This is a genomic window from Mycobacterium lentiflavum (genome assembly GCF_022374895.2).
Lineage (GTDB): Bacteria > Actinomycetota > Actinomycetes > Mycobacteriales > Mycobacteriaceae > Mycobacterium > Mycobacterium lentiflavum.
In genome coordinates, this window is the sequence record NZ_CP092423.2 from 2,874,521 (window position 1) to 2,887,168 (window position 12,648).

Annotated in this window: 15 protein-coding genes; 8 read left to right on the forward strand and 7 right to left on the reverse strand. The window is 64.1% G+C overall.

The window, feature by feature from the left end; genetic code table 11:
• Positions 1–5: 5 nt before the first annotated feature.
• Genes MJO58_RS13420 through MJO58_RS13440 form a run of 5 tightly spaced genes read right to left on the reverse strand, consistent with a single transcriptional unit; the run spans position 6 to position 4,014 of the window.
• Positions 6–875, reverse strand: coding sequence for an enoyl-CoA hydratase-related protein (locus MJO58_RS13420; protein WP_239723102.1), 870 nt, complete (start codon positions 873–875; stop codon positions 6–8).
• Between the two features lie 16 nt (positions 876–891).
• A complete protein-coding gene (locus MJO58_RS13425; protein WP_090609005.1) occupies positions 892–1,128 on the reverse strand; it encodes a lipoyl domain-containing protein in 237 nt (78 codons plus the stop codon).
• A complete protein-coding gene (locus MJO58_RS13430) occupies positions 1,121–2,119 on the reverse strand; it encodes an alpha-ketoacid dehydrogenase subunit beta (protein ID WP_090602092.1) in 999 nt (332 codons plus the stop codon). The genes MJO58_RS13425 and MJO58_RS13430 overlap by 8 nt, the downstream gene beginning before the upstream one ends.
• A 4-nt stretch (positions 2,120–2,123) precedes the next feature.
• Complete coding sequence (locus tag MJO58_RS13435) at positions 2,124–3,107, reverse strand: thiamine pyrophosphate-dependent dehydrogenase E1 component subunit alpha (RefSeq protein ID WP_090602094.1); 984 nt, start codon at positions 3,105–3,107, stop codon at positions 2,124–2,126.
• Positions 3,108–3,150: 43 nt separating this feature from the next.
• Positions 3,151–4,014 (reverse strand): mycofactocin-coupled SDR family oxidoreductase, encoded by an 864-nt coding sequence (locus tag MJO58_RS13440; protein ID WP_239723103.1) that lies wholly within the window; start codon positions 4,012–4,014, stop codon positions 3,151–3,153.
• A gap of 211 nt (positions 4,015–4,225) precedes the next feature.
• Here MJO58_RS13440 and MJO58_RS13445 point away from each other — a divergent pair, with 211 nt between their 5' ends.
• From MJO58_RS13445 to MJO58_RS13455, 3 genes are all read left to right on the forward strand, one after another.
• Entirely contained in the window at positions 4,226–5,446 is a 1,221-nt protein-coding gene (locus MJO58_RS13445) for a CaiB/BaiF CoA transferase family protein (protein ID WP_239723104.1), read from the forward strand.
• Between the two features lie 131 nt (positions 5,447–5,577).
• Complete coding sequence (locus tag MJO58_RS13450; protein ID WP_239723105.1) at positions 5,578–6,942, forward strand: wax ester/triacylglycerol synthase domain-containing protein; 1,365 nt, start codon at positions 5,578–5,580, stop codon at positions 6,940–6,942.
• Positions 6,943–7,163: 221 nt separating this feature from the next.
• Complete coding sequence (locus MJO58_RS13455) at positions 7,164–7,451, forward strand: ANTAR domain-containing protein (protein WP_090602106.1); 288 nt, start codon at positions 7,164–7,166, stop codon at positions 7,449–7,451.
• A gap of 89 nt (positions 7,452–7,540) precedes the next feature.
• Here MJO58_RS13455 and MJO58_RS13460 read toward each other — a convergent pair whose 3' ends face one another.
• Positions 7,541–8,068, reverse strand: a complete 528-nt coding sequence (locus MJO58_RS13460) for a MarR family winged helix-turn-helix transcriptional regulator (RefSeq protein WP_259608761.1) — start codon at positions 8,066–8,068, stop codon at positions 7,541–7,543.
• Positions 8,069–8,392: 324 nt separating this feature from the next.
• On the opposite strand from MJO58_RS13460, the gene MJO58_RS13465 reads away from it, so the two are divergent.
• The 5 genes from MJO58_RS13465 to MJO58_RS13485 are packed head-to-tail and all read left to right on the forward strand — an operon-like array spanning position 8,393 to position 11,801.
• Positions 8,393–9,880 (forward strand): YHS domain-containing protein, encoded by a 1,488-nt coding sequence (locus MJO58_RS13465; protein WP_239723107.1) that lies wholly within the window; start codon positions 8,393–8,395, stop codon positions 9,878–9,880.
• Between the two features lie 10 nt (positions 9,881–9,890).
• Positions 9,891–10,139 (forward strand): toluene-4-monooxygenase system B family protein, encoded by a 249-nt coding sequence (locus MJO58_RS13470; protein WP_090602114.1) that lies wholly within the window; start codon positions 9,891–9,893, stop codon positions 10,137–10,139.
• Positions 10,129–10,500 (forward strand): Rieske 2Fe-2S domain-containing protein, encoded by a 372-nt coding sequence (locus MJO58_RS13475; RefSeq protein WP_090602116.1) that lies wholly within the window; start codon positions 10,129–10,131, stop codon positions 10,498–10,500. Before MJO58_RS13470 ends, MJO58_RS13475 begins: the two co-directional genes overlap by 11 nt.
• Positions 10,481–10,792 (forward strand): MmoB/DmpM family protein, encoded by a 312-nt coding sequence (locus MJO58_RS13480; RefSeq protein WP_090602119.1) that lies wholly within the window; start codon positions 10,481–10,483, stop codon positions 10,790–10,792. The genes MJO58_RS13475 and MJO58_RS13480 overlap by 20 nt, the downstream gene beginning before the upstream one ends.
• A gap of 4 nt (positions 10,793–10,796) precedes the next feature.
• Positions 10,797–11,801, forward strand: a complete 1,005-nt coding sequence (locus MJO58_RS13485; protein WP_239723108.1) for an aromatic/alkene monooxygenase hydroxylase subunit beta — start codon at positions 10,797–10,799, stop codon at positions 11,799–11,801.
• Positions 11,802–11,846: 45 nt separating this feature from the next.
• Here MJO58_RS13485 and MJO58_RS13490 read toward each other — a convergent pair whose 3' ends face one another.
• Positions 11,847–12,593 (reverse strand): IclR family transcriptional regulator, encoded by a 747-nt coding sequence (locus tag MJO58_RS13490; RefSeq protein ID WP_239723109.1) that lies wholly within the window; start codon positions 12,591–12,593, stop codon positions 11,847–11,849.
• Positions 12,594–12,648: the final 55 nt, after the last annotated feature.

The window sequence follows — 12,648 nt, forward strand, 5'->3', positions numbered from 1 at the left end:
CGGACCTACGTGGCCGCGGCGCCGTCGGTCTGTGCGGCGGCGGCCTGACGCCGCGCGTGCTCGGCCGGTAGCACCTTGTCCTTGAAGACGGTCTGGATCAGCTGTTGCACGTCTTTGCTGATCGAGGCCAGTGCGACGAGATCGTTGGAGCTCTGCCAGTGCACCCGCATGCCCATCAACTCCCAGGCCCGCTTCAGATTGGCCTTGGTGAGCATCAACGTCGTCAACGGCGCCTGGGCGATGTGGCGGGCGATCGCGTCCACCCGGTCGTCCAGGTCCTCGCGCTTGACCACCTCGTTGACCAGGCCGACCTCCAGTGCCTTCTTGGCGTCGATCACCTCAGCGGTGAACAGGTAGTAGGCCGCGCGGCGCCAATTCATGAACACCCAAGGCTCGATGGAACATTCGCCCGAGGGCATGCCGAAACCCTGCAGCGGCGGGTAAGAGAAGTAGGCGTCGTCGGCGGCGATGACGATATCGGTGGTCAGGCCCATATGCGTCCCGCCGCCCACGCAGTAGCCGTGCACCTGCGCGATGGTGGGCTTGGAGAACTCCCAGAGGTTCAGCGTCGGCTTGACGAAGAGATCCGACTGTGCCTTCCACGGGTGGCCCGTCACCATCGCGTTCTCCACGAACGACGGGTAGTCGACGGCATTGTTGCCGATCGCGTGCCCGGAGCAGAAACCCTTGCCGTTGGCCTTGAGCACCAGCACCTTGATGTCGTAGTCGCGGTCGGCGTCCAGCAGTGCGGCATCGACCTCTTCGGCCAGCTTCTGGTCCTGCGCATTGGCCTTCTCCGGCCAGTTGAGGATGATCTTCGCGATCGGGCCATCCTTCTGGTAGATGATACGTTCGCGAGTCTCGTTGAGGTCCATATGCTTTGTCCTTCCGTTATGACGTGATGACGCCGATTTCGGCGCCGATGTCGTAGATGGTCCCGACCTGACCCGTCCACTGGACGATCCCGGATGCTCCTGCTTCGATCTCCTGTTCCACCTTCTCGGTGGCGATCACATAGATCGGTGTTCCCGCGTCGACGTGCTCGCCGGCGCCGACCAGCAGCCCGGTGAGTTCGGCTTCGGACACCGCGACTGACACGCGGGGGATACGAATAACGAAGTCAGCCATGCGCATTCGCCCTCTTGCAGGTGCGCAGGGCCGCTTCGAGGATGCCGGCCGCGGACGGATACACCTGCGCCTCGAGCGCGGCGGCGGCCGGGTTAGGGACGAACCGGGCGCCAACCCGCTCGACGGGTGCGGCGAGCTCGCCGAACAATTCCGATTGCAGGATCGCGGCGATCTCTGCCCCGGGGCCGGCGAATTGGACCGCGTCGTGGACGACTACGGCCCGGCGGGTACGCCGTACGGATTCGACGATGGTCTCGACGTCGAGCGGCACCAGGGTGCGCAGATCGACGACCTCGGCGCTGACACCGTGGGTGTCCAGGGTGTCAGCCGCCGCGAGCGCCTCATGCACGCAGCGGCCGTAGCCGATCAGACTCACGTCGGTGCCCGGCCGCTTGATGTCGGCCTGGCCGAGCGGGATGGAGAACCCGGGATCAACGGGAACCGGCCCCTTCTTGCTTTGCAGCCGGATCGTCTCGACGAACAGGCATGGGTCGGGGTCGAAGATCGCCGAGGCCAGCAGGCCTTTGCCGTCGCGCGGGGTGGACGGCACGATCACCTTCATGCCCGGGATGTGCATGAACCACGCCTCCAGGCTCTGCGAATGCGTGGCACCGGTGGCCAGCCCCGCGTACACCTGGGTACGAATGGTGATCGGCGCCGTCGTGCGGCCGGCGGTCATGAACCGCAGCTTGGCGGCGTTGTTGATCAGCTGGTCTGCGGCGATGCCGATGAAGTCCATGATCATGATTTCGGCCACCGGCAACAGTCCGTCGATCGCGGCGCCGATCGCCGCACCGACGATCGCGGCCTCCGAGATCGGAGTGTCCAGAACTCGGTCGTGACCGTATTTCGTCGACAATCCTGCCGTCGGACCGGACGCGCCGGGATCGGCGATGTCCTCACCCAACAGAAACACTCGGTCGTCGGCCTGCAGCGCCTGATCCAGCGCGAGGTTCAGCGCCTCGCGCATCGTCATCTCTTTCTCGTCCATGTCCTTACACCGGGAACTTGATCGGAGTTGCGTACACGTCACGCTCGAGCTCGTCGGCCAGGGGGGACTCCGCGCTCATCACCGTCTGCAGCGCCGCCTCGACGGTGGCCAGCGCTTCGGTGTCTATGCGCGCGAGCTCCTGCTCGTCGGCGAGGCCGGCGTCGGCGAGATGCCGACGGAAGCGCGGCACGGGATCGGCGGCCATCGCCGCTTCCAGTTGTTCCTTCGGGATGTAGGGCATCCGATCGCCGAAATAGTGACCGCGGAAGCGGAATGTCAGGCATTCGATGAAAGTGGGGCCTTCGCCGCCGCGGGCCCGCCGCAGTGCCTCGTCAAGCGCGGCCGTCACCGCCAGCGGGTCGTTGCCGTCGACCCGAACGCCCGGCATCCCGTATCCGGCGGCCCGGTCGGCGACGTGCTCGAGCTTCATGGTGTCGTGCGTCGGCGTCATTTCGGCGTACTGATTGTTCTGGCAGACGAACACCATCGGCAGATCCCAGAGCGCAGCCATGTTGGCTGCCTCGTGAAAGGACCCGGTATTGGTGGCGCCGTCGCCGAAGCTGACCACGGTCACGCGATCGAGCCCCTTGCGTTTGGCGGCCATCGCCAGCCCCACGGCCACCGGCGGTCCGGCGCCGACGATCCCGGTCGAAAGCATCACGCCCACTTCGGGTTTGGCGATGTGCATGGTTCCGCCCTTGCCGCGGCTGGCACCGACGGTGCGTCCCATCATCTCGCCGTAGATCTCCTCGAGCGGGACGCCTTTGCCGATCAGATCGTGCAGCCCGCGGTAGGTGGTCACCAGCTGGTCGTCGGGCCGCAGCGTGACACCCATCGCGGCGGCGATCGCCTCCTGCCCACGCGACGGCCAGTACACGCACATGAACTCGCCGGTCCCAATGCCCTTGGACAGCCGGTCGTCGGCCGCCTTCATCAGCACCATCAGGGCGTAGAGGCGTTTGACGTCCGGGGATTCGGTGTCGGTCATCGCGTTGTTCCGTTGTGGTGCAGTCCGATTGGTGCCACCGCCGTCATGCGCCCGACCATGGCTTGACCTTGAGGAAGCCGCCGCCGTCGACGCGCAACTGTTGTCCGGTGATATAGCGGGCGGCGTCGGAGGCGAGGAACAGCACCGCCTCGCTGATGTCCTCGGGTTCGACGTAGGGGATAGGCATCGCCTGGACGAGCGGGAAAACTGGTTCGGCGTCCTCGCGGGTCGGCTCTTTCAAGTCGGGGCGAAAGGCGCGATACATCGGCGGGCTGTGCAACATGTCGGTGTTGACGTTGGTCGGATGTACCGCGTTCATCCGGATGGAGAACGGTGCCAGCGACCGTGCGAAGTCGTTAACATAGTGCGCCGCAGCGAGTTTTGCGAAAGCGTAGCCCGCACCGCCGGGACCGCCGTCGATGCCGGTGGTGTTCATCGACGACATGAATGCCGCGTTGGAACCGATCACGATGATCGACGCGCCGGCCTGTAGGTGTTTGAGACTCGCGTGGACGAGATTGAGCACGCCGACCAGGTCCACGTCCACGGCATCGGCGAACGCCTTCGGGGGCAGTCCCGCGGTGAGCGGGCAGATGCCCGCGTTAGCGACCACGATGTCGAGGTGTCCAAGTTCAGCGACACCCTCATCGATCGCGGCGGACAGGGCCACCCGGTCGCGCACGTCGGCAATCGCCGTGAACGCGCGCTGTCCCTCCTTTTCGACCAGCCGCGCCGTCTCGTCCAAGTCCTCCGGCCGGGCCAGCGGGTACTCGTTCGTGTCGATGTCCGCGCACAGATCCACCGCGATGATGTCCGCACCGTCGGCGGCCAACATCCGCGCGTGCGATCGTCCCTGACCTCGCGCGGCACCGCTGATCACGGCGACCTTGCCCGTTACCCTGCCCATCGCTGATCCTTCGTCCCGGTGGCTGCTTCCAACGACCCAAGTTGGGGCCCACGTGGGGGCTCGTTACCGCGGTGGTGTGGCGAGCCGGCGAAAGTGCCTACACCGCTCATCTGCAAAACCTGCACGTGGCTGTAGCCGGGCTATCAATATCCCTTAGAGTAACTAGAATACCTAAAATAGCAAGGACAGGTGCGGACCGAGGGGGTTGGCGATGGCAGGCGTCCTTCAAGGGGTGCGAGTAGTCGAGTTGGCCTCCTGGACATACGTCCCCTCGGCTGGAGCGGCGCTGGCGGACTGGGGCGCGGACGTCATCAAGGTGGAGGGCGTAGCGTTCGGCGATCCCGGACGGGCCTTAGTCGTCGGCGGCTTCACCCGCGAAGCGGCCCGCCCGGACGCTGATTTCATCCTCGAGTTGGGCAACCGCGGCAAGCGCAGCATCGCGATCGACATCAAATCCGAGACCGGTCGGGAATTGTTCGGCCGCCTGTTGGCCACCGCGGATGTGTTCCTGACGAATTGGCTGCCCGGCGCACTGGATCGCGCCCGGCTCACCGTCGACGACATTCGCGCGTTCAACCCGAAGATCATCATTGCGCGCGGCACCGGCCTCGGGGTGCGCGGCCCGGACCGCGATCGCGGCGGCTTCGATGCGGCCACCTATCTGGCCCGCGGCGGGGTCGCCTACACCCTGACCCCGTTCGGGACAGATACCCCGGCAGTCCAGGGCCCCGGCTTCGGTGACCTGCAGGGCGGGGCCACGCTGGCCGGTGGCGTGTGCGCGGCGCTGTTCCACCGGGAACGCACCGGCGAGCCGACGATCGTCGACTCCTCCCTACTGGCCCAGGCGATGTGGTCGATCGCGCCGTCAATCTGTGCCGCGGATTTCTTTGATATCGACGGCATTCCGGGGGCGCCACCGGGATTGGCCATCAATCCGCTGGTGAACCGGTACAAGACGAAGGACGGTAGATGGATCCAGCTGGTCTTCCTACAGCCCGACAAATTCTGGGCCGGTTTCTGTGAGCGCATGGGACTTTCGGAGTTGGCCACCGACGAGCGCTTCGTACCGTCGAGCAATCTAATCGCGAACGCGGCCGCGGCGACCGAGATCGTCGCGAAGACATTTGCCAGCCAGGACCTTGCCCACTGGCAGAAGGTGCTCGAAAGCGAACCGGGAGTGTGGGGTGCACTCGCTACACCGCGGGAGACGCTCAATGATCCGCAAGTCGAACCCAACGGCTACGTGGTGACAAACGTCGACGATTACGGTGAGGAATATCGAATCGTCGCCGCGCCGGTCCAATTCAACGAAACGCCACCGCTTCCCGCGCGCGCTCCAGAACATGGTCAGCACACCGAGGAGATTTTGCTCGAACTCGGCGTCGAGTGGGACGACATCGCAAAGGCGAAGGACCTCAACTCGATCCTCTGACGGATCACGCTCGGCGGCCGCCTCGCCGGCAGTTGACAAATGGCTCCTATTCCAAGGACCAAAGTCATTGGCTGCCAACAACCTGATGACGTTAGCCGCGCCCCGCCGTAGTTTTGTGCCTGAGGTACATCATGGCCACCTTCATGCGCAACAGCGACGCCTTCACCTGGGCGATGGAAACCGATCCACGACTGCGATCGACCGTCGTCAGCGTCGTGTTGCTGGATCGATCCCCGGACTGGGCTGGGGTGCGTGATCGATTCGACCTGATCAGCAGGAAACTACCGATGTTCCGGCAGCGTGTAGTGGCGTCGCCACCGCCGGCCCCGCCCCGGTGGGAGTATGTCCAGGACTTCGACCTCGACTACCACATTCGTCGAGCCGTCTGCCCCGGCGGCGGCACGCTCGATGACGTACTCGAGATGGCCCGACTGGCCGAGATGCAGGACTTCGACCGGGCGCGGGCGCTCTGGGAGGTGACACTGCTCGATGGCCTCAAAGACGATGGCGCGGCGATGATCTGCAAGTTTCACCATGCGCTCACCGATGGAATCGGCGGCGTGCAGATCGCGATGAACTTGTTCAACCTTTCCGAAGAGCTCTATGGGCACGAGTCCTTGCCGCCCGAGCCGCAGCGATCCAGCCCGACGCTGCTGGGGGATTACCGCGATTCCTGGCGCTACGACGCGGACCTGATGGGTAAGGCGTTGATGGGTGTGGTCAAGACGGCCCCACGCCTGATCGTCGACAGCGTTCGGCGGCCTCTTACGACGGTCCGATCCGCGGCGGCCACCACGGCATCGGTCTACCGGACGGTGCGGCCGATAGCCCGGACCGGGTCACCGCTGGTCACCGAACGTGGCCTGATCCGGCGTCTCGGCGTCCACGAGGTGCCCAAGTCGCTCCTTCGGGAAGCTGCGCACCGTTGCGGTGGCGCGCTCAACGATGCGTTTGTCGCCGGCGTCGCCGGCGGGTTACGCCGATACCACGAGAAGCACGGCGTCGAGATCGGCGATCTGCACCTTTCCATGCCGATCAGTCTGCGCACAGCGGCCGACGACATGGGAGGCAACCGGATCACGCTGATGCGCTTCGACGTGCCCGTGAGCGAGGCCGACCCGGCCGCACGAATCAAGGCAATACACCAGCGCACCGCCGCGGTGCGCGATGAAAGATCGCTGCCCTATACCCAGTTGATTGCCGGCGCGCTGAACCTGATGCCGCGGTGGTACATCGGTTCGGTACTACGCCACGTCGATTTCGTGGCCAGCGACGTGCCCGGAGTCCCGGTGCCGGTCTTCCTCGGTGGCGCGCCGGTACGCGCGCAATACGCGTTCGGCCCGACGATCGGCGCGTCGGTCAATGTGACGTTGCTGACCTACGTGGACATCTGCGCGATCGGCATCAACGTCGATACCGTCGCGATACCCGACTACGACGTGTTCTACGACGCGATCGTTGCGGGCTTTGACGAGTTAACTTCGCTCGCAAGCTAATTCGGAGTTGAATCCCCGGCGGCGTGACTACTGGCCGATACCGACACGGTCACAAGCACATATCGATGTCAGCGGCGGTATGGCGTAACGTCGCCAATCCACAAATCATGGCACAGTGCGCCTTTGAGAATTCCGATGGCGAGTTGTGCGTTGTCCAGGGATTCTTGTCCGCTATGCCGAGTAGCGGGTTTCGTTGGGGGGCAACAGGAGGTAGGAAGAGCATGGCGAACTGGGTTCCCGCGCAGGCCTCGTGCGGACCGAACTCCAGCCGCATTCTCGACACCGCGCGGGGGATCATCATCGGACTTCGCCGGTGTCGTTCGGAGGCGGCGTTCGACGAACTGCACACTGCGGCGCTACGTCACAAGGTTCCGGTATTCGCGATGGCCTGGGCGCTTGTGCACCTGGCCGGCGAGGGCGAAAAGACATCCAGCTTCGTCGAGGCGCAGTCGGCTGCCCGCCACGAGTGGGGTCAACTATTCAGCGGAGCAGCAGCACTGAGCTGTTGAGAAGTGATCGCGATCTTGGCGCGGCCGGGGTTCCCTGGGGGGTACCGCGGCCGTGCCAACCCATTTGGCGGCCCAGGCCCGGCCGAGCGTCACTGACTCGGTGCGGGGACGTGGTCGACGCAGTCGACGCGCAGTTCGTCCACCGGCAGGGAAGTCTCATAGAACCGGCACCAATATCTGCGCTGCTGTGCGTCCAGTATTTCGAGCTGGACGCATGTGCTGCACGCCCGGCTAATCGGAACGAGATCAGCGTCGTGCAATTCCCCCAGGAGCCGGACCAGACAGTCAAGGAGCACCTCTGCGTCGGCGCGACCAAGCCGTGACGCGGCAACCTCTGCCGGGGCCGTCCATCGAGAGACCATCGCGGCGGTGCGGCGTCCCGATGGGGTGAGCACCAGTTGCTGGCTGCGACCGTCAAGGGGGTCGCGGCGTCGAGCCACCAGTTGCTTGCGCGTCAGCGCGGCGACGGCGTCACTCACGGTGGGGTCCGAGACGTTCAATTCGCGGGCCAGCGCAGTGCTGCGCGCGGTGGGCGGAGGCCCGACGTACAGCCACACGAGTACTCGCATCTGCGTGCTGGATAGGTCGTGCCGCTCCGCCGCCCGTCTCGCCAGCACGTGTAACGAATCGCCGATTCGGTCGAGTGCGGCGACAATCTTCGAATCGAGACTGGGGTGGCGTTCTCCGTTGTGCTTCAGGAGTCGGCTCCGGCTGGGTAGCCGGCCGGCACTGCCCGGACGGGCGGGTCGATGTGGCGCATGCGGCAGGCTCCTCGGTGAATTCGTTCTTCCAGATCGTTGCGGACCGGGCGCCCGGCGATGAGCGTACAAATCAGCGTGATCGAATATGTAGGACTCCTTTCTATCTTAACTAGGATCTAGCAGGTATCGACAGCCCGGTGCACCGGCGCACGGTCCAACATCGACAGAAGGACTCAGCTCATGCCGAAGCTACTGCGCAGTGACTGGTATGACCTCTCCCGCGACACCAACTGGACCTTCCGGTACGTGACCGAAGAGGAGGTGTTCCCCGAAGGCCTATCGGGAACTCACCGCGTTCCCGCCGAGGGCTGGTTGAAATGGGATGAGCCCTACAAGGTCAGTTACCGCGAATACGTGCACAACCAGGTCACCAAGGACACCACGACCTATTCGCTGAAGAACACCGTCCGGCGGTCAAAATTGTTCGACCAACTTGATCCAGGCTGGAAATCGGTGATCGTCGCCCACTATGGCGCAATCACTATGCCCGAATATCTGGCATCCATCGCCGAAGCCAGGATGGGACGCTTCGGACGTGCTGCGGCCTGGCGCAACACCGCCACGTTCGGCACCCTCGACGAAGTCCGGCATGGCCAGATTCAAGGCTTCTTCGCCCACGGATTACTCGACAGGGAGCCACGCGCTGACTGGGCGTTGAAGGCCTATCACACCAACGACTGGATCGTGCTGGCGGTGCGCTACCTGTTCGACGACATGTTCGTCGCCAACGACGCCGCCTCCATCGCGCTACAGCTGACCTTCACGCTGGAAACCGGATTCACCAATCTGCAATTCCTCGGCATGGCCGCGGACGCGATCGACGTCGGCGACCTGGAGTTCGGCGCCCTGATCTCGTCGATCCAAACCGACGAAGCGCGGCACGCCCAGCAGGGTGAACCGACGATCAAGGTCTTCATCGACAACGGCGAAAAAGAGTGGGGCCAATTTCTGATCGATCATATGTTTTGGCGGTCCTGGCGCATCTTCGCATTGCTTACCGGACTGTCCATGGACTACTACACACCGCTCGAAAGTCGACGGATGTCGTTCAAGGAGTTCATCGAGGACTGGGTGGTCAAGCAATTCGCTGATCAATTCCGGGATTACGGCCTCGAATATCCTTGGTACTGGGATGAATTCATCAACGAACTGACCTGGTATCACCACGCGATTCATCTGGGCGTGTGGTATTACCGCCCCACCGTGTGGTGGAACCCCGACGCCGGTGCCTCACCGGCGGAGCGGCTTTGGCTGGAGGAGAAATATCCGGGCTGGAACCGCAACTTCGGCCGGCAGTGGGACGTCATCACCGAGAACGTTCGCAATGGCGACATCGCCGCGACGCTGCCCGAAACCCTGCCCATCACCTGCAACCTGTGCCAGCTGCCGATCGTACGGGCGGCCGGGGTTATCGCCGGCGCGCACACCGACGCGACACCACCGGTCCATGTCCATAACGGACGCAAATACCTCTTCTGCTCCGAACCATGCCGCTGGATCTTCGCCCAACGACCCGACCGATTTGCCGGGCACCAGTCGCTGATCGACCGGGTGCTGTCCGGGGAGATCAGCCCACCCGACTTGGGCACGGTGCTGCATTATTTCGGCCTCTCGCCCGATGAGCAAGGCAAAGATGCCGACGACTATGCCTGGGCCGCGCACCACTGAGGAGTCTTGAATGGCGCTACTTCCACTGACCGCGAACTTCGAGGGTGATGTCCTCGAGCTGCTTATCCCCGTCGACGACGCCGACACCGTCGAGCACGTGGGCCAACAGGTGGCCCACCACGTGGTCGGCCACCGGGTACCACGTCAAGACGCACCGCTTCATGTCCGCCATGAAGGTCGGATCCTGGCCTCGGACACCATCATTGGCGCCTCGGGCGTAGAACCAATGGACCATCTTGAGGTGTTCTATGGCGAGTGACGACGGGCCGGGCTGGACGCCCGAGTGGAAGATCGTCGCCGCTATCGATGACCTCTGGGCTGGTGACGTCGGTGAATTTTACGTCGACGATTTGCCAATCCTGCTGGTGCACTTGCGAAACGGTGAACTTCGCGCGTTTGCCGGAAACTGTCCGCACGCAGGTTTTCCGCTGGCCGATGGGGATATCGACGGCAACGTGTTGACCTGCGCCGCGCACAGTTGGGAATTCGACCTCAGCACGGGCTCCGGGCTCAATCCCGACAACTGCCGACTGGAGTGTTATCAGGTACGCCGTGATGGCGATCGCATCGCGGTCGCGATACCGCAGAGGGGAGCAAGCCATGACGTCGTCGACCGATGAACACAAACTCGTCGGGCCGATCGTTCGGGGCTTCGATCCCGACATCGTAGCCGCCCTGACCGAGGCGATTCAGCTCGACAACCCGGACGCCGACATCGTCGTCGAGGATCATTCGGGTTATGTCCGAATCCACGCGCCATGGTTTCTCAAGGTAACCAGCGACAGCCTGGAGTACGTTGCGGGCGAATCGATCCCGCTGGCGTCACTGGAGCCCGCAATCGCCGGATTCGCTGGCCGTATGCGCTATGTGGGCGACCACGAATTGCACTGGTACCTGGAACGGGAGGACTGAGACGATGACTACCGCAGCGCCGCGTCGACTGAAGACCTGGAGCATCGCCGGCAACACCGGGCGCAAGCCCACCGAGTACGAAATCGCAACCGGCAACTTCCACTATCACTTCAACCGCAAACCCGCGCCCTTCGACCTGGATCCCGACACTGCGATCAATCGCTGGTACCTCAAATACCGTGAAGGATCTCCGCTGCGCGCCGATGACTGGGAAGGGTTTCGTGACCCGGCGGCGCTCAGTTACCGGCGATACATCGCGCTACAGCACGACCGAGAGGTCTATGCAGAGGGAGTGGTCGACCACTACGAAACCCTCAACCACGACCAGCAACTCGACCCGGCGTGGGTGGCGATCCTCGAGCGTGTGTATGTGCCGGCCCGCTTCGTCCACCACGTCCTGCAGATCACCGGTCTGTACCTCGGCCAGCTTGCGCCCAGCGCCTACATCACCAACGCGGCGTTCTTTCAGGCCGCCGACGAGTTGCGAGCATTGCAGTGGATCGCTTATCGAGCTAAGTCGTTGTCCCTGGCCCACGGTCCGCAACTGGCCAACTCTGAGGCAACACGCCGTATTTGGGAGCTGGACGAAGCCTGGCAGCCAGCACGGGAGACTCTCGAACGGTTGCTGCTCGCCTACGACTGGGGCGAGGCCTTCGCCGCGCTGAACTTGGTTGTCAAGCCAACCCTCGACGCGTTTTTCAAGGAGTCTCTGGCCGAGTTGGCCGCATCACACGGCGACGGGCTAACTGCGGCACTCCTGCAAGAGTCGCGGGTGGACACGATCCGTAGCCAGGCATGGTCGGCCGAGCTGGTCCGCTACAGCGTCTCCGCCAATCCGGCTAACCGCGACGTCCTGGCACGGTGGCAGACCGAATGGCAACCGTTAGCCGATCGTGCCCTCGACGGACTCGCCACGATATTCGCAGACGCGCCGCGTCCGAATGACCCTGTGGCCGTTGGCCGGCGAGTCGCAGCGTCGGTTTCTGAATTCCAGTCATCCTTGGAGTAATGGCGCCAAACACCTAGCGGATCTTCACCGCGTATTCACGCCTCGTCAACGAGTCCAGGCCGGCGAGTCGATCGCCGTGCGCAATGCTGCGACGATGCGTTGCTCCTTCTCCAGGAAGCGCTCGGTGGGTGCCGGCACCGAGATCGCGACGACGCTGTCGCCCAACGTCCGTCGCGCGATGGCGGCCGCCGAAATACCGGGGGTGTGTTCTCCACGGTCGAATGCGAGCCCAGTGCGCCGGATCTCGGCGATCTCGCGGCGAAGCCGCTCGGCCACGCCGGAACTTAACCGGGAGATCATCGCCTCCGCGTCGGCGTCGCCCAGCGCCGCCAGCGCGGCCTTGCCGTTGGCGGTCACTTCCAGCGGGAATCGGACGCCGATGGCGGAGACCGCGCGGAGCCGGTGGGACGATTCGATCTGGTCGACGAACCACATTCGCTGGCCGCGCAACACGGACAGGTCGACGGTTTCGCCGTCGGTCGCGCGCGCTACCCGTTCGATGGTCGGCCGGAAAATCGCCGAGACGTGCGGTCCCGCGGCGCTGCCGAATCCGAGCAGGCGCTCGCCCAGCGAGAAACGGCCCTGTGAATCCACCCCGGCCAGCCCGACTTCCACCAGCCCGACCAGAAGGCGCCGCGCCGTCGATTTGGCCAGTCCGAGCCGCTCGCCGAGGTCGACCAGCCGGAGCCGGCCGGGCTCGGCAGCGATCTCGTCCAATGCCGCGGCGGCACGACGCAACACCTGGATGCCTTCGTCGCGATTCGTATTCGAAGCGGGTTCCGGGGGCGCCACTCTTCCACTATAGTGTTCCGCATTGCGGACTGCCAAGAACCGAAATATGGATCAA

Excerpts from the sequence above, each read along its gene's own strand:
- MJO58_RS13430 (WP_090602092.1), bottom strand. The coding sequence starts at position 2,119 with ATGGACGAGAAAGAGATGACGATGCGCGAGGCGCTGAACCTCGCGCTG.
- MJO58_RS13455 (WP_090602106.1), top strand. The coding sequence starts at position 7,164 with ATGGCGAACTGGGTTCCCGCGCAGGCCTCGTGCGGACCGAACTCCAGC.
- MJO58_RS13420 (WP_239723102.1), bottom strand. The coding sequence starts at position 875 with ATGGACCTCAACGAGACTCGCGAACGTATCATCTACCAGAAGGATGGC.
- MJO58_RS13480 (WP_090602119.1), top strand. The coding sequence starts at position 10,481 with ATGACGTCGTCGACCGATGAACACAAACTCGTCGGGCCGATCGTTCGG.
- MJO58_RS13475 (WP_090602116.1), top strand. The coding sequence starts at position 10,129 with ATGGCGAGTGACGACGGGCCGGGCTGGACGCCCGAGTGGAAGATCGTC.
- MJO58_RS13465 (WP_239723107.1), top strand. The coding sequence starts at position 8,393 with ATGCCGAAGCTACTGCGCAGTGACTGGTATGACCTCTCCCGCGACACC.
- MJO58_RS13450 (WP_239723105.1), top strand. The coding sequence starts at position 5,578 with ATGGCCACCTTCATGCGCAACAGCGACGCCTTCACCTGGGCGATGGAA.
- MJO58_RS13470 (WP_090602114.1), top strand. The coding sequence starts at position 9,891 with ATGGCGCTACTTCCACTGACCGCGAACTTCGAGGGTGATGTCCTCGAG.
- MJO58_RS13435 (WP_090602094.1), bottom strand. The coding sequence starts at position 3,107 with ATGACCGACACCGAATCCCCGGACGTCAAACGCCTCTACGCCCTGATG.
- MJO58_RS13485 (WP_239723108.1), top strand. The coding sequence starts at position 10,797 with ATGACTACCGCAGCGCCGCGTCGACTGAAGACCTGGAGCATCGCCGGC.
- MJO58_RS13425 (WP_090609005.1), bottom strand. The coding sequence starts at position 1,128 with ATGGCTGACTTCGTTATTCGTATCCCCCGCGTGTCAGTCGCGGTGTCC.
- MJO58_RS13445 (WP_239723104.1), top strand. The coding sequence starts at position 4,226 with ATGGCAGGCGTCCTTCAAGGGGTGCGAGTAGTCGAGTTGGCCTCCTGG.
- MJO58_RS13440 (WP_239723103.1), bottom strand. The coding sequence starts at position 4,014 with ATGGGCAGGGTAACGGGCAAGGTCGCCGTGATCAGCGGTGCCGCGCGA.